Origin of the sequence: Kitasatospora sp. NPDC087861, from assembly GCF_044742585.1 — a bacterium.
Classification (GTDB): domain Bacteria; phylum Actinomycetota; class Actinomycetes; order Streptomycetales; family Streptomycetaceae; genus Kitasatospora.
Genome location: NZ_JBIUUS010000008.1, coordinates 67,302 through 87,659, shown reverse-complemented (window position 1 = coordinate 87,659; position 20,358 = coordinate 67,302). Strand labels below are relative to the sequence as shown.

Genomic DNA, 20,358 nt, shown 5'->3' with positions numbered 1-20,358 from the left:
TCGGCCGGGCGGGTGCCTCCAGGGCTGTCGGAGGTGGCGCCGGGTGGGGCCGGACGGGTGACTCAGCGCCGTTCCTCCGGGCGGCCGTCGGCCTCCCAACGCGTGTGGAAGGTGCCCTCCCGGTCCACCCGGCGGTAGGTGTGCGCGCCGAAGAAGTCCCGCTGCCCCTGCACCAGCGCGGCCGGCAGCCGCTCCGCCCGCAGGCTGTCGTAGTAGGCGAGCGCGGTCGCGAAGCCCGGGGCGGGCACGCCCAGCTGGGCCGCCGTGGAGACGACCCGCCGCCACGCCGACTGCGCGGCGCCCAGCGCCTCCCGGAAGTGCGCGTCGGTCAGCAGCGTGGGACGTTCCCGGTCCGCCTCGTAGGCGGCCCTGATCCGGTCCAGGAACCGGGCCCGGATGATGCAGCCGCCACGCCAGATCGCGGCCATCTCACCGGGGTCGACCTGCCAGGAGTACTCCGCGCTGCCGGCCTGGATCTCGTTGAAGCCCTGGGCGTAGGCCACCATCTTGGAGGCGTACAGGGCCTGCTCGACATCGTCCGCGAACCGGTCGGACGCCGCACTGTCGAGCCAGGTCTCGGTGGGGCCGGGCAGCCCCCGCCCCGCCTGCCGCAGTGGCACACCGCCGGACAGTGCCCGCGCGAAGACCGCCTCGGCGATCCCGCTCACGGGCACGCCGAGCTCCAGTGCGCTCTGGACCGTCCAGCGGCCGGTGCCCTTCTGCTCCGCCTGGTCCAGCACGATGTCGACGAAGGGCTTCCCGGTCGCCGCATCGGTGTGGGCGAGGATCTCGGCGGTGATCTCGATCAGGTAGGACTCCAGGCGCCCGCCGTTCCAGGCCCGGAAGACCTCGGCGATCGCGTCCGGCTGCAGGCCGGATCCGTGCCGCAGCAGGTCGTACGCCTCGGCGATGAGCTGCATGTCGGCGTACTCGATGCCGTTGTGGACCATCTTGACGAAGTGGCCGGCGCCGTCGGGTCCGACGTGGGTGCAGCAGGGCTTGCCGTCGACCTTGGCCGCGATGTCCTCCAGCAGGGGTCCCAGGACCTGGTACGCCTCGGGGGTACCGCCGGGCATGATGCTCGGTCCCTCCAGCGCGCCCTGTTCACCACCGGAGATCCCGCTGCCCACGAAGTGCAGCCCGCGTTCCCGCAGGGCCGCCTCCCGCCTCCTGGTGTCGAGGAAGTGCGCGTTCCCGCCGTCGACCACCACGTCGCCCTTGTCGAGCAGCGGCACCAGCTCGTCGATGACCGCGTCGGTCGGCGCTCCGGCCTTCACCATGATCACGATCAGGCGCGGGCGCTCCAGGGCCGCGACGAAACCCTCCGTGGTCTCGGTCGCCACGAAGTCGCCCTCGTGACCGAACTCCTCCAGCAGGGCCGTCGTCCGCGCCTGGGTGCGGTTGTGCACGGCCACGCGGTATCCGTGGCGGGCGAAGTTCCGGGCCAGATTGCGGCCCATCACGGCCAGTCCGGTCACGCCGATCCGGGCCGGCGAGTGCTTGGTCATGGCAGGGGTCTCCAGGGGTTCTCAGGGGCCGAAGTCCTGTTGCTGTTCCGCTTGCTACTCCGCTTGCCGGGCCCTGCTCCGCTCGCTACTCCGCGGAGAGTGCCAGGACCTCGTCCTCGGGAAGCTCGACGTACGACTCCCCCTCCACCTCGATCTCCGATCCGGAGCGCCTGTTGAAGAGGATCTTCTCGCCGACCTTGACGTCCACCGGGTGCGGCTTGCCGCTCTCCAGCGGCCGGCCGGGCCCGACCGCCACCACCTCGCCCTTCCACGTCTCCGGGTCCTGCGCGGTCGGCGCCCCGATCGGCTTGACGATCAGACGGTCGTGCTTCGGGTGGAAGTCGGGCATGGCATGGTCCTCTCACGTAGGCGCCTGCGGCGCGGCCGCCCCACACATCGATTCTGCCGAGGTTCGCGATTCCCGCACCGCGTGGGACGGAGCTTTCGGCCTCCTGGAGGTACCGCCGCCCGCGCCGGGGTAGCGCCACCCGCCGGTCACGGCTCCGACCGCTCCGGCGCGCGTCGCAGGCGGAACGCGTCCGCGAGGACCGCTCTGGCCAGGACCTGGGCCGGCCCGCGGGCCGTGGTGCGTCCGGTGGTGAGGGCGAACTCGGTGGTGCCGAGATCCGGCAGGCCCGGCTGGTCCGGCAGCACCCGCAGGCCCGACGGGACCAGGCTCCGCGCGTGCGGCACCACCCCGAGGCCGGCCAGCGCGGCGGCCCGTACTCCGGAGAGGCTGGTGCTGGTGCAGGCGATCCGCCACGGCCGCCCGGCGCGTTCGCAGACCTCCAGGGCGCGGGCGCGGGTGAAGCTGGGCGGCGGGTAGACGATCAGCGGCAGCGGCTCCGCCGAGGCCACCCGGACGTCCTCCGCCCCTGTCCACACCAGCTCGTCCCGCCAGACCAGCCGTCCCTGCGAGCCGCCGCCGGGCGGGCGCTTGCCGAGCACCAGGTCGAGCCGCCCGTCGGCCAGTTGCTCGTAGAGCACGGCGCTGAGGCCCACGGTGAGTTCGAGGTCGACCTGGGGGTTGCTCCGCCGGAAGCCCCGCAGGATCTGCGGCAGCTCGGTGTGCACGAAGTCCTCCGAGGCGCCGAACCGCACCCGCCCGCGCACCTGCGTCTGCGCGAAGTAGCCGACCGCCTGCTCGTGCGCCTCCAGGATCGTCCGGGCGAAGCCGAGCATGGCCTCACCCTCGCTGGTGAGCTGCACGGAGTGGGTGTCGCGCAGGAAGAGCCGCCGGTCGGCGGCCTCCTCCAGCCGCCGCACGTGCTGACTGACCGTCGACTGCCGCAACCCCAGCCGCTGGGCGGCCCTGGTGAAGCCGCCGGTCTGGGCCACTGCGAGAAAGGACCTCAACTGGACCGGATCGAACACCCGGCCCACCCTACCCGCCGCCATCACGAACCATGATGACAGTGAGCACGGCCAGCGGGATTCACAATCACCCGGCCGGGCGGCAGGCTGAGGTGGCCCCCCGACCGCACCGCCACCGCGGAGAACCATGCCCCGCCCGAAGCGATCACCGCGCTCCCGCAGGTCCCGACGCCCCACCCGGCTCCGGGTCGACCCCTTCATCGCCTCCCTGCTGGGCAGCGTCGCACTGGCCGCCCTGCTCCCCGCCCGCGGCGCCGCCGCACCGGCCGTCTCGGACGCCGCCACCGGCGCGGTCGCCGTCCTATTCTTCCTCTACGGTGCCCGGCTCTCCGCCCGGGAGGCCTGGGAGGGGCTCAAACAGTGGCGGCTGCACGGCACGGTGCTGGCGGTGACCTTCGGCCTCTTCCCCCTGCTCGGGGTGGCCGCCCACCTGCTGGTGCCGGACGTGCTGTCGCCGCAGCTCTACCAGGGCCTGCTCTTCCTGACCCTGCTGCCCTCCACCGTGCAGTCCTCGATCGCCTTCACCGCCATCGCCCGCGGCAACACCGCCGCCGCGGTCTGCAGCGCGACCTTCTCCAGCCTCTTCGGCATCCTCCTGGCCCCGCTGCTCGCCGCCGTGCTCCTGCACACCAGGGGCGGCATCTCGGCGGGTGCCGTACTGGAGATCGCCGAGCAACTCCTCCTCCCCTTCGCCGCAGGCCAGTTGCTGCGCCGCTGGATCGCCGCCCGGATGGCCCGCCACCGTTCCGTCCTCGGCCTGGTCGACCGCGGCTCGATCCTGCTGGTCGTCTACAGCGCCTTCAGCGCCGCCGTGGTGGGCGGGATGTGGGGCACGCTCTCGCTGCCCCGGCTGGCGGCGCTGCTCGTGGTGGAGTCGGCGCTGCTGGCACTGATCCTGACCGCCACGCTGCTGGCCGGCCGCCGGCTCGGGTTCGACCGGGGCGACCTGATCGCGATCGTCTTCTGCGGCTCCAAGAAGAGCCTGGCCAGCGGCGTCCCGATGGCCGCCGTCCTCTTCCCGGGCGCGGCGGCCGGTCTGATGGTGCTGCCCCTGATGCTCTTCCACCAACTGCAACTGATGGTCTGCGCCGTCCTGGCCCGCCGCTGGGCCGCGCCCGCCCAGACCGCACCGGCCCCGGCACCGACCATGCCCGCACCGGGCCGTGGGCCGGGGGACCGGGCGCCCGGTACGCCGGCGGCCGTGGGCCGACGGGGTACCGGGCGAGACCGGGCCGGGCCGGGTTAGCTCGCCGGGACGATCGAGAAGGCGCCGTTCTGGAGGGCGGTCTCGGTGTACTGGCCGCTGTCGATGGCCTGCGGGCTGTAGGCGTCGAAGCTCCGGCCGTTCACCGTGATGCCGGAGAAGTCCAGGCTGGTGAAGGACGGGTAGCTCTGGCTGGGCGACTCGATCACGGCCTCGGCGCTGACGTTCTGGGCGTTGAGCCGCTGGCGGGTGGTCTCGGTCCAGCCCTTGGTGGTGTCGGTCAGCGTCAGGGTGTACGAGCCGCCGCCGTTGGCGACGACCCCGGCGGTGAAGCTGTCCCCCGCGTCCACCGGGTCGTTGAAGTACTGCGGCGGGGCCGGGTACATCTCGTACCAGCCGGAGTAGACGGGCGAGCCGCTGGAGCAGTCCACCTGGACGCCGGTCTGTTCGACCGTCTGCGAGCCGTAGCCGTCGATGCCGACCCAGGGGGCGAACAGGTCGTTGGCGGTGTTGCACTGGACCTGAGGCATCGTCCAGGACCCGGACACCGAACGGAAGCCGCTGCCCTGGGCGACGTAACCGCCCCAGACGCCGCCGTCGTAGGAGTGGCCGTAGTGGTGGGCGGAGGCCCTGGCGGCCGCGGGGGTCGCGGCGTCGGCCGGGCCGGCGGCGAGTGCGGCACCCGAGACGGCGAGCAGGACGGCCGTGGCCGTACGAGCGAGACGGAACGCGGACATGGGTGAACTCCCGGTGGGGGTATGGGGGATGACCTTGCGGCCGCCGGGTGGGGCCGGCGGCGGGCAACGCGCTGTCGCCCCAGCGTGCGCGCCGCCGGTGGGGCCCGGAAGGTTATGGGCCGGTCAGGATTCCGCCATGGCGGGTACATGTCTTCCTGCGGATCCTTGATTTCACCCCGCCGATGGCAGACAGTCCGAGGGCACGGTCCGATGACGGACGGCCTGCCGGCACAGGGCCGGCGCCGGCTCGGCCGGGAATGGGGGTGCCCGGTGCCGGAGTCGGGCGCAGGCAGGTTCGCCGGATTGGGCCTCGACGCGGCGGAGGAGGAGCTGTACCTGCGGCTGCTGTCCGACGGTGGCGCCTCGGCCCGGCAGCTCGGCGCCCGATGCGGCCTGGCCGCGGAACGGGCCACCGCAGTGCTGGAATCGCTGGCCGCGCAGGGCCTGGTGGAACGGCCGTCGCCGGACCGGGAGCAGTGGACCGCGGCCGCGCCGGACGTCGCGCTGGAGGAGCTGCTGCTCAGGCGTGAGGTCGAGTTGCGCCGGGCCCGCGGCCGGATCAACGAGTTGATGCGCACCTACCGGCGCAGCCCGGCCGAGGCCGGGATGGCCGAACTGGTCGAGGTGATCACCGGCCGGGGGTCGATCGCCGAGCTCTGGCGCAGCCTCCAGCTGGGCGTGCGCGAGCAGGTGCGGGTGCTGGACAAACCGCCGTACGTGCGGCGCAGCGACCCGGAGACCGAACTCGCCCTGCTCGGCCGCGGGGTGGAGATGCGGGCGGTCTACGAGAGCCGGGTGCTGCGCGAGCCGGAGCGCACGGCCGAGATCCGCTCCTTCATCCGGCTCGGCGAACGGGCCCGGGTGCTACCGGAGTTGCCGTTGAAGCTGGCGGTGGTGGACGCCCGCTGGGCGCTGCTTCCGGTGAGCGCGGGCACCGAGCTGGAACACGTCCTGCTGGTCCGGCCGTCCTCGCTGCTGGACGCGCTGATCGGCCTGTTCGAGCTGCACTGGTCGCACGCGATGCACTTCCCCGCGCCGGACACCGCGGACGAGCCGGAGGACCGGCACCACCGGCTGCTGGCGCTGCTCGCCTCCGGCCTGACGGACGAGAGCATCGCCCGTCAACTGGGCGTCTCCACCCGGACGGTGCAGCGCTGGGTACGGGAGCTGATGGACCGGTTCGGCGCACGCACCCGCTTCCAGGCCGGTATCCAGGCCGCCCGCGCCGACCTGCTCTGAACCGGTCCGCGGACCGGTCAGGCGGGGCGGCGGTGGTCGGTCAGGCCGGTGGCGAGGGTGGCGGCGGAGAGGAGGAAGAAGACCCCGGCCACGACGTAGCGTTCCACGCGCAGGAAGGTGCGGCTGCGCCGGGCGCTCTTGTGCAGGAGTGAGCCCAGCAGGGCCCACCCGGCGTTGGTCACCATGCCGACCACCACGAAGATCAGACCGAACACCAGGGTCTGCGACCAGACCGCTCCCCTGCCGCCGTCGATGAACGCGGGGAGGAAGGCGAGGAAGAACAGGGTGCTCTTCGGGTTGAGGGCGTTGACGACCAGTCCGTCGGAGAAGATCCGGGCGGTGCGGGCGGGCGGCGTCTCGGCCCGTTCGACGGAGGGGTCGGGGTCGGGGGTGCGCAGCCGCTTGATGCCGAGCCAGGCGAGGTAGGCGGCGCCCACGTACTTGACCACCGAGAAGGCCGTCTCGGAGGAGGCCACCAGGGCGGACAGGCCCACCACGGCCGCGATCACCTGGACCACGTCGCCGCAGGCGAGGCCCAGGGTGGACAGGAGTCCGGCCCGGCGGCCCTGGTCGAGGGTGCGGCCGGTCACGTAGAGCACGGACGGGCCGGGGATGAGCAGCAGGACCAGGGAGGCTGTGAAGAACCACCACAGGTTGGACAGGGCAGGCACGGGTTCCCATTCCTTTCGTCCGTGACTCCGCGGTCGCGATGGTCGCACAGTATCCGGTGTCCACCGCAGTGGTGCCCGGTTTCCCGGGAACGATTCAAATCCCTGTCATATCACCTGGGATGGACGGGAGTTGCCGCGGCGCGCGACCGTGTCGATGATCGGATCAGCGGCCGTGTCGATGACCGGGTCGGCGATCGGATCGGCGGGTCGGCGCAGGAGGCGGCCCAGTTCGCGGAGCACCTCCTGGCGGGCCGAGTGCAGGAAGAAGTGGCCGCCGTCGAACATCCGCATGGTGAACCGGCCGGTGCTCTGTCGGGCCCAGGCCGCGACGCCCTCCGGATCGACGTGCGGATCGGCCCGGCCGCCGAAGGCGGTGACCGGGACGGGCAAGGGCTCCTCCGGTCGGTGGCTGTAGGTGTCGTTGAGCTGGAAGTCGGCCCGCAGCCCGGGCAGGACCAGTCGCATCGCCCGGGCGTCCGCGAGCAGTTCCTCCGGAGTGCCGCCGAGCTCCCGGAGCCGTTCCACGAACTGGCCGTCGGGCAGGTGGTGGATGAGCGGCCGGTTGTGGACGAGCTGGGGGGCCCGGCGCCCGGAGACGACGAGGTGTTCGGGGGCGGGCCGGCCCTCGGCGCGGAGCCGGCGCGCGAGCGCGAAGGCGATCAGCGCGCCCATGCTGTGCCCGAACAGCACGAACGGGGCCTCGCAGGGCCCGGCGAGCACCTCGGTGAGGACGGGCACCAGCTCGTCGACGTCGCGGTACGCGGGCTGGAAGATCCGCGACTCGCGGCCCGGGAGCCGGACCGCGCACACCTCGACGTCCGCGGGCAGCGCGCGCGGCCACTCGGCGAAGGCGGAGCTCCCGCCCCCGGCGTAGGCGAAGCAGATCAGCCGCAGCCGGGCGTCGGGCCTGGGCGCCGGCCGGACCACCCACGCGCTGCCGACCGCCGTGTCCCGGCTCATCGAGCCCGGTCCGTTCCGGGCAGGACCTCCACCTTCAGGTACGACGGGTCGTCGGGCACGTCCGCGAGGTCGGCCTCGAAGACCGTCGGCCCGTCCTCGCCCGGAAGCTGCCGGAAGCCGGTGAACTTGTAGGTGACCAGCATCATCCGGTTGCGCCCGTTGGGCAGGTACTCGGCCCGCAGCCGCGCCCCCGCGTCGCGCGCGCGCCGGCGGAGGTGGTTGATCATCACGCCGCCGACGCCCCGGGACATCACCCGGCACGACATCAGCAGCAGCTTGAGGGTCCACAGATCGCCGTCCTTGGCGACCAGGACGAGACCGATCGTCCCGTACGGCCCGTGCCGGTCCTCCAGGCGCGCGACCAGCAGCTCGTGGGTGTCGGCCCGCCGGAAGGCGTCGAGCTCCTCGTAGGAGTACGTGTAGCCGGTGGTGTTGAGCTGGTGGGTGCGGACGGTCAGCTCCTCGGCCCGGAACAGGTCCTCCTCCTGGGCCGGGACGATGGTGAGCGTCATGCCCAGCGTGGCGAGGAAGGCGTCCTGCGGGCCGGTGAACTCCTGCTCGACCCGGTTGCGTTCCTGGTCGGCCAGGTACATCTCGCGCCGCCTGGCCGAGTCCTCGGTGACGAACCGGGGGGAGAACTCCGGCCGCTCGGCGAGCTCGGCGGCCTCCGCGGCGTCGATGCACCGGACTTCGGGGATCTCGAAGCCGACCTCGCCGCGCTCGACGGCGTCGTCGTCGACGAAGGCGAACGCGTCGAGGCCCAGGTTGAGGGACTTCGCGATGGAGCGGACGGAGGAGGACTTCGCGTTCCAGTTGATCTGCGGGTACAGGAAGTAGTCGAGCAGGCCGTGGCGGCGCAGCTCGGCCACGGCGGCGTCGTGGTCGTTGCGGCTGGCGATCGAGTGGAGGATGCCGCGGCGGTCCAGCTCGGTGATCACCTCCCGGATCCCGGGGCGCAGCTGCGCCTCGCCGTCCTCCAGGAGGATGCCGTCCCACACGGTGTTGTCGAGGTCCCAGACCACGCACTTGACGGTCGGGGCGGGCTCGGCAGGGTCGGTGGTCTCGTGCGTGGTCATCGGATTCCTTTCGTGGATGCCCTCGGCTTTAGCCAGGGGAGGAAGCGAAACTCCTGCGGAGCGGGACAGCGGGCAGCGTTTCGCCGCCAGGGCGGACCGCTGTGCTCCGACCCGCAGATTTGATCGTTACCTGTAGTCACGCTAGTTTGTGACGCATGATCAGGCCTCACGTGAAGCGGGCTTTCAAGTACCGCTTCTATCCGACGGATGCGCAGGCGGCTGAGCTGTCGCGCACCTTCGGGTGTGTGCGGAAGGTCTACAACATGGCGTTGCAGGCCCGCACGGAGGCGTGGACGCTGCGTCAGGAGAGGGTCAACTACAACGCCACGTCGGCGATGCTGACGGGGTGGAAGAGGACCGGGGAACTGTCCTACCTGTCCGAGGTGTCGTCGGTTCCGTTGCAGCAGGCGCTGCGGCACTTGCAGGGGGCGTTCGCCAACTTCTGGCAGAAGCGGGCGAAGTACCCGACGTTCAAGTCCCGGAAGAAGTCCCGCAGGTCCGCCGAGTACACGTCCTCGGCGTTCCGGTTCCGGGACGGCCGGCTGACGCTGGCGAAGATGGATCAGCCGCTGGACATTGTGTGGTCCAGGCCGCTGCCGCAGGGCGCGGCGCCGTCCACGGTGACCGTGTCGCAGGACAGCGCGGGGCGCTGGTTCGTCGCCCTGCTGTGCGAGGACCGCCCGACGATGCCCGCACCCGTGAACCCGGCGGTCGGGATCGACGCGGGGATCACCAGTCTGGTGACGCTGTCCACCGGGGAGAAGATCACCAACCCCCGGCACCAGCGCAAGGACCGGGAACGCCTCGCCAAGGCCCAGCGGGAGCTGTCCCGCAAGGCCAAGGGCTCCAACAACCGGGCCAGGGCCCGGCTCAAGGTCGCGAAGGTGCACGCGCGCATCGCCGACCGCCGCAGGGACTTCCTGCACAAGCTCACCACCCGACTCGTCCGTGAGAACCAAACGGTCGTGATCGAGGACCTGACCGTCCGCAACATGCTGGGGAACCACACGCTCGCCCGCGCCATCAGCGACGCGAGCTGGACCGAGATGCGGTCCATGCTGGAGTACAAGGCCCAGTGGTACGGCCGGGACCTGGTGACCATCGACCGGTGGTTCCCCAGCTCGAAACTGTGCTCGGCCTGCGGCGTGATCGCCGCGAGGATGCCCCTGAACGTCCGCGCGTGGGAATGCGCCTGCGGCGCGCGGCACGACCGGGACGTGAACGCGGCACGCAACATCCTGGCCGCCGGACTGGCGGTTACAGCCTGTGGAGACGGTGTAAGACCTCAACGGAGCACTCCGGGCGGGCAGTCGTCGGCGAAGCAGGAAGTCGTCCCACCGCAGCGCACACGCGCAGCGGCTCAGTCGCGAGGCTGAGGGGAATCCCCCGGCCTTCAGCCGGGGGAGGAAGTCAAGCCGTCACCTCTCCGGTGGGGCTGGTGGGGGCCGTGGCCCGCGGGCGGGCGTGGTAGGCCGATTCGGCGATCGTGGTCTGCTGGAGCTCGGTGCTGCCCTCGATGATCTCCATGACCTTCGCGTCCCGCAGGTAGCGCTGCACCGGGTAGTCACCGCCGCAGCCGTGAGCGCCGTGCACCTGGACGGCGTCCGAGGCCGACCGGAACGCGGTGACGGAGGAGTGGTACTTGGCGAGCCAGGTGGCGTACAGGCTCTCGGTGGAGCGGGCCTGCCGCAGCCAGCCCGCCTGCTGGCACAGCAGCCGGGCGGCGGCGGTGCCGGTGGCCATGTCGGCGATCATGCGCTGGACGAGTTGGTGGTCGCGGAGCCGGACGCCGAAGGTCTCCCTGCGGTCGGCGTGGTCGAGGCTGGCGTCCAGGCAGGCCTGGGAGAGGCCGACGCACCCCCAGGCGACGCTGTAGCGGCCCAGCTCCAGCGCGCCGGCGGCGACGGCACTCAGTCCGAAGCCGGGGCGGGCGAGGAGCGCGTCGCCGGCCACCCGGCAGTCCGCCAGGTCCAGTTCGGCGAGCATCGACGCCCTGGTGCCGAGGACGCCGGTGATCGGCCGGACCTCCAGCCCGGGGGCGTCGCGCGGTACCAGGAACGCCGTCTCCAGGCCGTCGAGGCGGGCGAACAGCAGGTAGACGTCGGCACGTCGGCCGAAGGTGATCCACCGCTTCGCACCGTCGAGCCGGAAGCCGTCGCCGACCCGCCGGGCGGTGGTGGCCAGCGCCTTGACGTCGCTACCGGCGCCCGGCTCGGTGAGCGCGAAGGCGCCGATCGCCTCGCCCGAGGCGAGCTTCGGGAGCCAGTCGGCGCGCTGGCTCGCGGTCCCCCACCGGGCGACGGCCTGGCAGGCCATGCCGTGCACGGTGACGAGGCTGCGGACGGACGAACACCCGCGCCCCAGCTCCTCGTTGAGGAGGCCGAAGGTGATCGCGTCCAGCCCGGCGCCGCCGTACTCGGGCGGTACGGCGGACGCCAGGTAGCCGCGGTCGGCGAAGTCCTTGAGGAACTCCTCGGGGAGCCGCTCGGCGCGGTCCCACCCGTTCGCGGACGGGGCGACCGCTTCCCGGGCGAAGGACTCGTACTCCTCCCGCGCCTCGGCCTGGCGCGGGCTCAGCTGCACTCTGATGGCCATCTGCCCTCCCTTGCCTGAGCGGTGGTCACGGGCGCCGGTCGGCGGCACCCACGGCGAGCTTGCGGGTGACGAGCGCGTCGACGGCCCGCACGGTGTTGAAGTTGCGGATCTCCAGGTCCTCGTCCTCGACCGTGATGTCGAACTCGCCCTCGACGAACAGCACGAGCTGCATGACGAAGAGCGAATTGACGAATCCGGTGGCGAACATGTCCTCGTCCTCGGCGAGCCGGTGCTCACCGAAGTAGCGGGCGAGGAAGGCGAAGATCTGCGGCTTGTGGTCGGCCGTCGTCATGGCGCGTGGTTCCTTCTTCTCGATCGGGTGAACCATCGGGTGGACCGGGTGGACCGGGTGAGCCAGGTGGGGGCCGGTCAGGCGGCCGTGGTGGCGTAGTCGTAGAAGCCCTGGCCGCTCTTGCGCCCGAGCAGCCCGGCGTCGACCATCCGGACGAGCAGCGGGCAGGGGCGGTACTTGCTGTCGCTGAAGGCCGCGTACAGGCCCTCGACGGACTGCAGGATGGTGTCCAGGCCGATCAGGTCGGCGGTCTCCAGGGGGCCCATGGTGTGGCCGAAGCAGGTCTTGAAGATCCGGTCGACCTCGGCCGCTCCCGCCACCCCCTCGTGGACGAGGTAGACGGCCTCGTTCACGGTGAGCATCAGGACCCGGTTGGTGACGAAGCCGGGCGAGTCCTCCACCAGGATCCCCTCCTTGCCGAGTTGGGCGAGCAGGGTGCGGGCGGTCGCCACCGTCTCGGCGGAGGTGTGGTGGCCGCGGATCATCTCCACCACCGGCTTGAGCGGCACCGGGTTCATGAAGTGCATGCCGAGCACCTGGGCCGGACGGGAGGTCGCCGCGCCGATCCGGGTGATCGGGATGACGGAGGTGTTGGCCGCGAACACGGTGCGCGGCGGGCAGACGGCGTCCAGGCGCCGGTAGACGCCCTGCTTGAGGCCCCAGTCCTCCGTGATGTTCTCGATCACGAAGTCGGCCTCCTCGAAGCCCTCGTACCCGGTGGTGAGGGTGATGCGCTTGAGGACGGTCTCCCGGTCCTCCTTGGGCCGGTCCTCCTTGGGCCGGTCGTTCGCCGGCCGGGCCGGTCCCTTCGCGCCCAGCAGCCGCGCGAACCGCAGGCCCTCGCGGATCGTGCGCTCGGCGGCCGCGAGGATCTCCTCGGTCCGGTCGACGAGGAGGACCTGATGGCCGGTCTGGGCGAGCGCCTGTGCCAGGCCGGTGCCCATGACGCCGGCGCCGACCACGCCGACCGTGTGGATCTCAGACATGTGCCGTGCTCCGCTTCTCGGTTCCGTCGTCCGGGGTGGTGTCGCTGGGGGTGGTGTCGCTTTGCGTGGTGTCGTCGTTCGGGGTGGTGTCACTGGGGGTGCCGTCCGGCGTGGCGCCGTCCGGGGTGGTGCCCGGCCGCTTCCGGAGCGCGGCGGCCAGCTCCGCCACGGTCAGCGACTCGAAGAGGGTGTTCAGCGGCAGGTGGACGCCGAACCGCCGCCGGATCCGGGCCGAGAGCTGGAGCCCGAGCAGGGAGTGCCCGCCGAGTTCGAAGAAGTCGTCGTGCACTCCGACCCGTTCCAGGCCGAGCAGTTCCGCCCACAGCGCCGTCAGGGCCGCCTCCGTCTCGTCCCCGGGCTCCGCGTACGCGGTGGAGACGCCCGGACGCGGGTGGACGCCGTGCGCCGCGGCAGCGCCCGCCTGCGGACCGCCCGACGGATCGTCCGACCGGCCGTCCGGCGGAGCGCCGACGCGGTGCCGGTGGATGTCGGCGAACACCGCGTCCAGGTCCTTGGCGACCACGGCGACCTGCGGGCCGAGGCCCGCGCCGAGCAGGCGCAGCAGCGCCTCGACGCCCTCCTCCGGCCGGATGCCCTGGTCGAGGTGCTCCCGCAGCGGCCCGGGCCCGCCGCGCCGGGCGGCCGCGGGCGGGAAGCGGTAGGCGGCGACCTCGGAGGAGGTGCCGTCCCGCAGCGCCGTCAGCCTGGTCTCCAGGTCGGTGACCCGCTTGAGCACGAAGTCCTCGACGCGCGCGACCTCTTGGCCGGACGCGTCCATCAGCGTGAAGTCCGCGGTGAAGGTCTCCTTGCCGCGCCGGTCCGCCGCCCGGAAGCGGTGGTGGCTGACGACGCGGCGCGGCAGCGGCGCGAGCAACGTGAGGCTCCCGTAGCCGAGCGGGATCCGGAACTCCTCGGCGAGGTTCATCCCGTGGAAGCCGGCGCCCAGGTCGAGCAGCGAGGGGTGGAGCGCGATCCGCTCCAGGTCCGCGGCGAACTCCTCCGGGAGTTCCAGCTCCGCCAGCGCCTCCGTCTCGCCCAGGTGCACCCGGCGCAGGCAGCGGGAGCGCGGGCCGAAGCCCATCGGCCCGGTGTGGGTGACGGCGCCCAGGTCGCGCATGCCGGCCGCGGAGATCAGCTCCGCGATGTCGTGCCGCCGCGGTGGGGCGGTGTCGTCCGGCACCGGGCCGACCGCGCCGGTCACGTGGACCTGCCAGCCCTCCTCCTCGGCCCGCCCGTCCCCGGCGGCATCGGCCGGGCGGCTCACCACCGCGAAGCGCGCCGGGGTGTGCCGCTTCTCCAGGACGACCCGCAGCTCCCGGCGCTGGTCCTCGCCCACGACCACCGGGGACAGGAAGGTGACCTCGCTCAGCACGGCCCGGGCGTCGCCGCTCTGGTGCTCGTGGACGGCCCGGGCGAGCTCCAGGTGGCCGGTGCCCGGCACCACCGCGTTGCCCGCCATGCGGTGCTCGTCGATCAGCCAGGACGTGGCCACGGCGAGGGAGACGGAGTACACCGCGGCGCTCTCGTCGTCCCGCAGGCAGGCGTCCAGCAGCGGGTGGTCGACCGGGCCGGTCCGGTTCCCGTCCGCGTCGCCCGGGTCGGCGGCGCCGACGGTGCGGACGGCCATGCCGACCTCCTGCCAGCCGTCCCAGTCGACCGACACGGTGTACGGGCCGCCGGTCGCCTCGGCGTGCTGCGCCAGGGCGTCGAGGAAGGCGTTGGCGGCGACGTAGTCGACCTGTCCGACGCCGCCGGTCAGCGCGAGGCTGGACGAGCAGTGGACGGTGAAGTCGGGCGACAGCCGGCGGGCCAGCGCGTCGACCACCAGGCCGCCGTGGACCTTGGGGTCCAGTACCCGGGCCGCGGCCTCGGCCGTCTTGAGCTGGGCGAGCCCGGCGGCCGGCACCCCGGCGGCGTGCACGATCCCGTCGACGGATCCGAACCGCTCCAGCGCCTGGTCGGCGACCCGGTGCATGGCGGCGGAGTCGGCCACGTCGGCGGCCGCGACCAGCACCTGCGCGCCGAGCCGCTCCAGCTCCAGGACGGCCCGGATCCGCTCGACCGTCCGGCCGGGCGGCGCGGGCTCGCCGGGCGCCGGGCTGTCGGCGAGCAGGCCCGCCCAGTCCTCCCGGGGCGGCAGCGGGCTGCGGCCGACCAGGACCAGCCGCGCCCGCGCGGCCGTGGCGAAGTGGCGGGCGAGCGAGAGGCCGATGCCGCCGAAGCCGCCGGTGATCAGGTAGACGCCGCCCTCGCGCAGCGGGGTGCGGGCGCCCGGCGCGTCCTCCACCCGCACCGGCCGGTGCGCGCGCCGCCAGCGGCGCCGGCCGCGCAGCGCGGTCAGCGGCCCTGACGACGGGTCGAGCAGTTCCTCGTACAGTTGCTCGCCGTCGGCCGGGGACCAGCTCCGGCCGGCCGGCAGCGAGAGGTCGACGGCCCGGCAGAGCGTGCCGGGCTGTTCCAGCGGCAGCACCAGGCAGGGCCCGGTGACGGTGGCCTTCTCCGGGGCGACCGGCTCCGTCCCGAGCACCGCGAAGGCGTCGCTGGAGACCACCGAGATGTCCAGCGGCGCGCCGGGGGCGTGGTCGGCCGCCGCCCGGTTGAGCCACAGCAGGCTGTGGAAGCCCCGCTCCAGCGTCTGCGCCGCCGACCGGCGCGGGCCGACCGACCACAGGTGCACCACCCGGTCGGGCAGGCCGCCGTCGGGGCCGATCCGCGCCACCAGGCGCTGGTGGTCGGCGAGGCTGCCGGGCGCGATCTCGTAGCAGCCGTCCGGGAGTTCGCGCCAGCCGGCGCCAGCCCGTACCGTGACGGCGCGGTGGCCGTCCGCCGCGAGCCGGGCGGCGAGCGCCTCGCCCACGCCCTCGTCGTCGACGAACAGCAGCCAGGACCGGGGCTCCCGGGGCGACGGCACCGGCCGGGGCGGCGCCGACTCCCAGACCGGCGTGTGGAACCAGTCCGCCAGGTCCGCCTTCTTCGCCAGGGACGGCGCGGGCCGGGCGGGGGTGCGGGGCGCCGGGTCGATCCAGTGGCGGCTCTCCTCGAACGGGTACGTCGGCAGCGCCACCCGGGGCGCGTCGTTGCCGCCGCTGACGGCGGACCAGTCCAGGTCCACGCCGGCGACCCAGAGCCGGCCGGCGGCGCCGAGCAGGAACCGCTCCTCCGGCTGCCGGTCGAACTCCCCGGGCAGCGAGGCGACCGCCACCCCCGCCGCGGCGGACGGGGGCCGCAGTTGGAGGGCCAGGCTGGTCAGCGACTGGCCGGGGCCGGTCTCCAGCAGCACCCGCCCGGGGTCCTCCCAGAGCCGGCGGACGCCGTCGGCGAAGCGGACCGGCAGGCGCAGGTGCCGCACCCAGTACCCGGGGTCGGTGACCAGGCCGGCGTCGGCCCAGTCGCCGGTGACGTTCGAGATGTACGGGATCCGGGGCGGGTGGAGCGTCACGCCCGCCGCCAGCTCGGCGAACTCCGCGGCGATCGGGTCCATCAGGTGCGAGTGGAAGGCGTGGGTGGTGCGCAGCGGCCGGGCCGCGATCCCCTCCTCGCCGAGCCGGGCCGCCAGCGCCCCGACCGCCTCGCCGGTCCCGGCGACCACGCACAGGGCGGGCCCGTTGACGGCGGCCAGCGAGAGGTGCTCGTCCAGCAGGCCGAGGACCCGTTCCTCAGGCAGCGGCACGGCCAGCATGGCGCCCCCGGGCAGTCCCTCGATCAGCCGGGCCCGGTGGGCGACCAGCAGCAGCGCGTCGTCCAGCGAGAGCACCCCGGCGAGGTGGGCCGCCACGTACTCGCCGATGCTGTAGCCGGCCAGGGCTGTCGGCCGGATCCCCCAGGACTCCCAGAGGCGGGCCAGCGCGTACTCGACCGCGAAGGTCGCCGGCTGTGCGTACAGGGTGCGGTCGAGTTCGCCGCGCGGGCCGTCGGCGGTGCCGCGGCGCAGCATCCGGCGCAGGTCGGGTCCGCCCGTCCCGCCGTCCGGTGCGTCCGCGGGGTACAGCAGGTCGCGCAGGTCGACGCCGAGGTGCGCCCGGAACCCCTCGGCGCAGCGGTCCAGTTCCCGGCGGAAGACCGGGTCGCCGGCGTGGACCTCGCGTCCCATGCCGACCCGCTGCTCGCCCAGGCCGGGGAAGACCAGGGCGACCTTGCGGGGCGATCCGTCGTGCTGGCCGCCGCGGACGGCGCGCGGGTCGCGCTCGCGCAGGGCGCGTGCGGTCTCGGCGGCGTCCTCGGCGATCACGAAGCGGCGGTGGCCGAAGTGGCGCCGACCGGTCTGGAGCGTCCGCGCGACCCCGGCGAGGTCCGGAGCGCCGCCGCCCGAGCGCTCGGCAGGGCGGTCGAGCCGGTCGGCGAGGCGGTCGGCGAGGCGGTCCGTGGCGGTCTCCAGCGCGGTGGCGGTGCGCGCCGAGAGCGGCAGCAGCCGGCGGGCGCGCCCGGTGGGCCGCCGCTCGGGCGCGGGGGCCTCCTCCAGGACGACGTGGGCGTTGGTGCCGCCCATGCCGAAGGAGCTGACGCCGGCCCGGCGCGGCCCGCCGTCGCCGCGCCAGTCGGTCAGCCGGGTGTTGACCCGGAACGGCACGGCGGTGAAGTCGATGGCCGGGTTGGCGACGTCGAAGTGCAGGCTCGGCGGGATCTGCCGGTGCTGGAGCGCCAGGACGGTCTTGATCAGCCCGGCGACGCCGGCCGCGGCGTGGGTGTGGCCGATGTTGCCCTTGACCGCCCCGATCGCGCAGCTGCCCGGCGCGAGGCCCTGGAACACCTGGGTCAGCGCCTCCACCTCGATCGGGTCGCCGAGTGGGGTGCCGCTGCCGTGCGCCTCCACGTACGAGACGGTGGCCGGGTCGACCTCGGCCATGGTGAGCGCGGCGCGGATGACGCGCGCCTGGCCCGCCACCCCGGGCGCGGTGAAGCCGATCCGCTCGGCGCCGTCGTTGCCGACCGCCGATCCCCGGATCACGGCCCGGATCGGGTCGCCGTCGGCGAGCGCGTCCTCCAGCCGCTTGAGCACGACCATGCCCGCGCCGTTGGCGGCGACGGTGCCCTGCGCCGTGGCGTCGAACGGGCGGCAGTGCCCGTCGGCGGAGAAGATCCCGCCGGGCTGGAGGAGGTAGCCCTGCCTCTGGTGGGCCCGGACGGTGGCGCCGCCCGCCAGCGCGAGGTCGCACGCCCCGCTGAGCAGGGCCTGCCCGGCCAGGTGCACCGCGACCAGCGAGGTGGAACAGGCCGACTGGACGGTGAGCGCGGGGCCGGAGAGGTCGAGTTTGTAGGCGATCCTGGTCGCCAGGAAGTCCTTCTCGTTGGCGACGTTGCGGGCGAAGACCTCGCCCGGGTCGGTGCCGTCGATCCGGGCGTCCACGTGGTCGACGTAACTGTTGTAGTAGCTGCCCGCGTACACGCCGACCTGCCCCGGCACCGACCTCGGATCGTGGCCGGAGTCCTCCAGCGCCTCCCACGCGCACCGCAGCAGCACCCGGTGCTGGGGGTCCATCAGGTCGGCCTCCTTCGGGCTCACCCCGAAGAAGTCCGCGTCGAAGAGGTCCGCGTCCGCCAGGACGCCCTGCGCCGCCACGTAGTCCGGGTCGGTGCGCAGCGCCTCGGGGACGCCCGCGGCGGCCAGTTCCTCGGGCGAGAAGAAGGTGATCGACTCGGTGCCGGTGCGCAGGTTCTCCCAGTACTGCTCCGGGCCGGAGGCGCCGGGGAAGCGGCAGGCGAGTCCGATGACGGCGATCTCCAGGCCGGTCGTGCCGTCCGCCTCGGCGGGGTCGCGCTCCATCAGCCGTTCTCCTTCCGTGCGCCCGCCCGCTGTTGGCCGAGCTGTCGGCGCAGCCGGTTGCGGCCCCGGTCGTACCGCTCCCGGGTGCCGGGCTCGGGCTGCGCCGCTCCGCCACCGTCCTCGGCGAGGTACCGGGCGAGGGCGCCCACCGTGGGGCGCATGGTCAGTTCCACCAGCGGGACGTCCCGGCCGAGTTGCTCGCCCAGTCGGGCGGCGACCCGGCTCAGCAGCAGCGAGTTGCCGCCCAGGTCGAAGAAGTTGTCGTCGACGCCGACCCGCTCGGCGCCGAGCACCTCGGACCAGAGGGCCGCGATCCGCTGCTCCAGCGGGTCGTCGGACGCGGCCGGGGCCGGTGCGGCGGCGGCCGCCGGGGCGGGGGCCAGCAGTTCCGCGAGCCGCAGGCGCTGCACCTTGCCGGTCGCGCTGCGCGGGACGTCGTCCACCACGAAGACCCGGCTGGGCACCTTGAAGTCGGCGAGCCGGGCCGCCGCGAACTCGCGCAGCTCCCGCTCGACCACCTCCGCTCCCGGGCGCGGGACGACGGCCACCGCCACGTCCTCGCCCAGCGTGGGGTGGGGCAGCGCGAAGGCCACGGCCGTCTTGACGGCCGGGTGGCCGGTGAGGACGTCGTCGACCTCGGCCGGAGCGACCTTGGAGCCGCCCCGGTTGATGATCTCCTTGCTGCGCCCGACGACGTACAGGTAGCCGTCCTCGTCCAGCCGCCCCTCGTCCCCGGTGCGCAGCCAACCACCGGCGAAGGCAAGGGCGTTGGCCTCGGGGTTGGCCTCGTAACCGGCCATCACGTTGGCGCCCCGGATGGCGATCTCGCCGGCCTCGCCGGTCGGCACCTCGCGGCCGGCCTTGTCCAGGATCACCACCGGACCGCCCACCGGCAGGCCGACCGAGCGCGGCTTGCGCCGGCCCGGGGGCAGCGGGTTGCTGGTCACCAGCGAGCCGGCCTCGGTCATCCCGTACGCCTCGACGACCGGGGCCCCGAACGTGGTCTCCAACGCGGTGAGCACCGGGCCCGGCAGGGGGGCGGAGGCGGAGCGGATGAACCGGAGCCGGGCCGCGGCGAGGGTGTCGCGGTGGTCGTCGGCCACGGAGAGCAGGGCCTGGTGCATGGCCGGCACCGCCGTGTACCAGGTGGGGCCGAACTGCTCCAGCCAGGAGAAGAAGCCGGTGTCGCTGAAGCCCGGGGGGCAGATGATGCCCGCGCCGCGGACGAGCGTCGCCAGCAGGGTGCTGGTCAGGCCGTGGGCGTGGAAGAGCGGCATCACGTTGAGGCAGCGGTCGCCCTCGCCGAGGTCGAACGCCGCGCCGGTGTTGCGGGCGGCGACGCACAGGTTGGCGTGGGTGAGCGGCACCAGCTTGGGGCGGTCGGTCGTCCCGGAGGTGTGCAGGATCAGCGCGGTCTCGTCGGTGCCGGACGGACCGCCCTCGACGGCGGGCAGCGGGCCGCCCAGGTCGGCGCAGTCGAGCGTGAACTCGCCGGCGGGCGTGCCGGGTTCGCTGCTCAGCTCGATGACGCGCAGGCCGCGCTCGCGGGCCACCTCCACCGCGGGCGAGTCGTCGCCGCGCTCGACCAGGAGGGCGTCGGCCCGCATGTCGTCGAGGTAGAAGGCGAACTCCCGCCGCTGGTACGCGGGGTTGAGCGGGGCGCTCTGCGCGTACGAGGCCGTGCCCAGGAAGGCCGTCGCGAGGTCGGGGCCGTTGCGGAGCACGATGGCCACCCGGTGCCGGCGGCCGATGCCGAAGGAGTTCAGCGCCCGCCCGATCTCCTCGATCCGGTGGGCGAGCGCCCGGTAGCCGAGCGGGCTCCGGTCGGGTGCGAGCAGGGCGACGGCGTCCGGCCGGGCCGCCGCCTGGTCGGCGATCAACCGGCTCAGGCCGGTGGTCGGTGCGTCCTCGGTCACGGTCATCTTCGCTGTCCACTTCCTCGGTAGGGGGTCCCC

General features: G+C 73.6%; 15 protein-coding genes. 3 read left to right on the top strand and 12 right to left on the bottom strand.

Features of this window, described 5'->3' with window-relative positions:
• Positions 1-62 precede the first annotated feature (62 nt).
• The 3 genes from gndA to ACIOJE_RS14130 all read right to left on the bottom strand — a co-directional run bounded on the left by gndA (position 63) and on the right by ACIOJE_RS14130 (position 2,882).
• Positions 63-1,508 (bottom strand): NADP-dependent phosphogluconate dehydrogenase, encoded by a 1,446-nt coding sequence (gene gndA / locus ACIOJE_RS14140; protein ID WP_280680439.1) that lies wholly within the window; start codon positions 1,506-1,508, stop codon positions 63-65.
• An 85-nt stretch (positions 1,509-1,593) separates the two neighbouring features.
• Positions 1,594-1,857, bottom strand: a complete 264-nt coding sequence (locus tag ACIOJE_RS14135) for a co-chaperone GroES (RefSeq protein WP_280680438.1) — start codon at positions 1,855-1,857, stop codon at positions 1,594-1,596.
• 146 nt (positions 1,858-2,003) lie between these two features.
• Positions 2,004-2,882 (bottom strand): LysR substrate-binding domain-containing protein, encoded by an 879-nt coding sequence (locus tag ACIOJE_RS14130; protein ID WP_400776175.1) that lies wholly within the window; start codon positions 2,880-2,882, stop codon positions 2,004-2,006.
• 127 nt (positions 2,883-3,009) lie between these two features.
• Here ACIOJE_RS14130 and ACIOJE_RS14125 point away from each other — a divergent pair, with 127 nt between their 5' ends.
• Complete coding sequence (locus ACIOJE_RS14125; RefSeq protein ID WP_400776173.1) at positions 3,010-4,128, top strand: bile acid:sodium symporter family protein; 1,119 nt, start codon at positions 3,010-3,012, stop codon at positions 4,126-4,128.
• Here ACIOJE_RS14125 and ACIOJE_RS14120 read toward each other — a convergent pair.
• The gene (locus ACIOJE_RS14120; RefSeq protein ID WP_400776170.1) at positions 4,125-4,823 is read right to left on the bottom strand and encodes a G1 family glutamic endopeptidase; all 699 of its coding nucleotides are present in this window, start codon (positions 4,821-4,823) and stop codon (positions 4,125-4,127) included. The two genes, ACIOJE_RS14125 and ACIOJE_RS14120, sit on opposite strands and share 4 nt — an antisense overlap.
• Before the next feature lie 210 nt (positions 4,824-5,033).
• On the opposite strand from ACIOJE_RS14120, the gene ACIOJE_RS14115 reads away from it, so the two are divergent.
• Complete coding sequence (locus tag ACIOJE_RS14115) at positions 5,034-6,062, top strand: helix-turn-helix domain-containing protein (protein WP_400776167.1); 1,029 nt, start codon at positions 5,034-5,036, stop codon at positions 6,060-6,062.
• A 17-nt stretch (positions 6,063-6,079) separates the two neighbouring features.
• Here ACIOJE_RS14115 and ACIOJE_RS14110 read toward each other — a convergent pair whose 3' ends face one another.
• The 3 genes from ACIOJE_RS14110 to ACIOJE_RS14100 form a co-directional block, all read right to left on the bottom strand.
• Entirely contained in the window at positions 6,080-6,733 is a 654-nt protein-coding gene (locus tag ACIOJE_RS14110; protein ID WP_280680433.1) for a LysE family translocator, read from the bottom strand.
• A 105-nt stretch (positions 6,734-6,838) separates the two neighbouring features.
• Entirely contained in the window at positions 6,839-7,693 is an 855-nt protein-coding gene (locus ACIOJE_RS14105) for a thioesterase II family protein (protein WP_400776164.1), read from the bottom strand.
• Positions 7,690-8,769: an HAD-IIIC family phosphatase gene (locus ACIOJE_RS14100; RefSeq protein WP_400776161.1), complete on the bottom strand. Its 1,080-nt coding sequence runs from the start codon at positions 8,767-8,769 to the stop codon at positions 7,690-7,692. Before ACIOJE_RS14100 ends, ACIOJE_RS14105 begins: the two co-directional genes overlap by 4 nt.
• A gap of 155 nt (positions 8,770-8,924) precedes the next feature.
• On the opposite strand from ACIOJE_RS14100, the gene ACIOJE_RS14095 reads away from it, so the two are divergent.
• A complete protein-coding gene (locus tag ACIOJE_RS14095; protein ID WP_400776159.1) occupies positions 8,925-10,145 on the top strand; it encodes an RNA-guided endonuclease InsQ/TnpB family protein in 1,221 nt (406 codons plus the stop codon).
• A 34-nt stretch (positions 10,146-10,179) separates the two neighbouring features.
• Here the strand turns inward: ACIOJE_RS14095 and ACIOJE_RS14090 are convergent, their stop codons facing one another.
• The 5 genes from ACIOJE_RS14090 to ACIOJE_RS14070 form a co-directional block, all read right to left on the bottom strand.
• The gene (locus ACIOJE_RS14090; RefSeq protein WP_280680429.1) at positions 10,180-11,364 is read right to left on the bottom strand and encodes an acyl-CoA dehydrogenase family protein; all 1,185 of its coding nucleotides are present in this window, start codon (positions 11,362-11,364) and stop codon (positions 10,180-10,182) included.
• Between the two features lie 25 nt (positions 11,365-11,389).
• Positions 11,390-11,656, bottom strand: coding sequence for an acyl carrier protein (locus ACIOJE_RS14085; protein WP_280680428.1), 267 nt, complete (start codon positions 11,654-11,656; stop codon positions 11,390-11,392).
• A 77-nt stretch (positions 11,657-11,733) separates the two neighbouring features.
• Positions 11,734-12,642, bottom strand: a complete 909-nt coding sequence (locus ACIOJE_RS14080; protein ID WP_400776156.1) for a 3-hydroxyacyl-CoA dehydrogenase family protein — start codon at positions 12,640-12,642, stop codon at positions 11,734-11,736.
• Positions 12,635-18,403: an SDR family NAD(P)-dependent oxidoreductase gene (locus ACIOJE_RS14075; RefSeq protein ID WP_400776154.1), complete on the bottom strand. Its 5,769-nt coding sequence runs from the start codon at positions 18,401-18,403 to the stop codon at positions 12,635-12,637. The genes ACIOJE_RS14080 and ACIOJE_RS14075 overlap by 8 nt, the downstream gene beginning before the upstream one ends.
• Positions 18,403-20,325: an AMP-binding protein gene (locus ACIOJE_RS14070; RefSeq protein WP_400776151.1), complete on the bottom strand. Its 1,923-nt coding sequence runs from the start codon at positions 20,323-20,325 to the stop codon at positions 18,403-18,405. The genes ACIOJE_RS14075 and ACIOJE_RS14070 overlap by 1 nt, the downstream gene beginning before the upstream one ends.
• Positions 20,326-20,358 lie beyond the last annotated feature (33 nt).

What these genes read in the sequence shown, in the direction of transcription:
- ACIOJE_RS14120 (WP_400776170.1), bottom strand. Translation starts at nt 4,823, where the DNA reads ATGTCCGCGTTCCGTCTCGCTCGTACGGCCACGGCCGTCCTGCTCGCC.
- ACIOJE_RS14090 (WP_280680429.1), bottom strand. Translation starts at nt 11,364, where the DNA reads ATGGCCATCAGAGTGCAGCTGAGCCCGCGCCAGGCCGAGGCGCGGGAG.
- ACIOJE_RS14085 (WP_280680428.1), bottom strand. Translation starts at nt 11,656, where the DNA reads ATGACGACGGCCGACCACAAGCCGCAGATCTTCGCCTTCCTCGCCCGC.
- ACIOJE_RS14125 (WP_400776173.1), top strand. Translation starts at nt 3,010, where the DNA reads ATGCCCCGCCCGAAGCGATCACCGCGCTCCCGCAGGTCCCGACGCCCC.
- ACIOJE_RS14135 (WP_280680438.1), bottom strand. Translation starts at nt 1,857, where the DNA reads ATGCCCGACTTCCACCCGAAGCACGACCGTCTGATCGTCAAGCCGATC.
- ACIOJE_RS14115 (WP_400776167.1), top strand. Translation starts at nt 5,034, where the DNA reads ATGACGGACGGCCTGCCGGCACAGGGCCGGCGCCGGCTCGGCCGGGAA.
- ACIOJE_RS14075 (WP_400776154.1), bottom strand. Translation starts at nt 18,403, where the DNA reads ATGGAGCGCGACCCCGCCGAGGCGGACGGCACGACCGGCCTGGAGATC.
- ACIOJE_RS14105 (WP_400776164.1), bottom strand. Translation starts at nt 7,693, where the DNA reads ATGAGCCGGGACACGGCGGTCGGCAGCGCGTGGGTGGTCCGGCCGGCG.
- gndA (WP_280680439.1), bottom strand. Translation starts at nt 1,508, where the DNA reads ATGACCAAGCACTCGCCGGCCCGGATCGGCGTGACCGGACTGGCCGTG.
- ACIOJE_RS14070 (WP_400776151.1), bottom strand. Translation starts at nt 20,325, where the DNA reads ATGACCGTGACCGAGGACGCACCGACCACCGGCCTGAGCCGGTTGATC.
- ACIOJE_RS14100 (WP_400776161.1), bottom strand. Translation starts at nt 8,769, where the DNA reads ATGACCACGCACGAGACCACCGACCCTGCCGAGCCCGCCCCGACCGTC.
- ACIOJE_RS14095 (WP_400776159.1), top strand. Translation starts at nt 8,925, where the DNA reads ATGATCAGGCCTCACGTGAAGCGGGCTTTCAAGTACCGCTTCTATCCG.
- ACIOJE_RS14080 (WP_400776156.1), bottom strand. Translation starts at nt 12,642, where the DNA reads ATGTCTGAGATCCACACGGTCGGCGTGGTCGGCGCCGGCGTCATGGGC.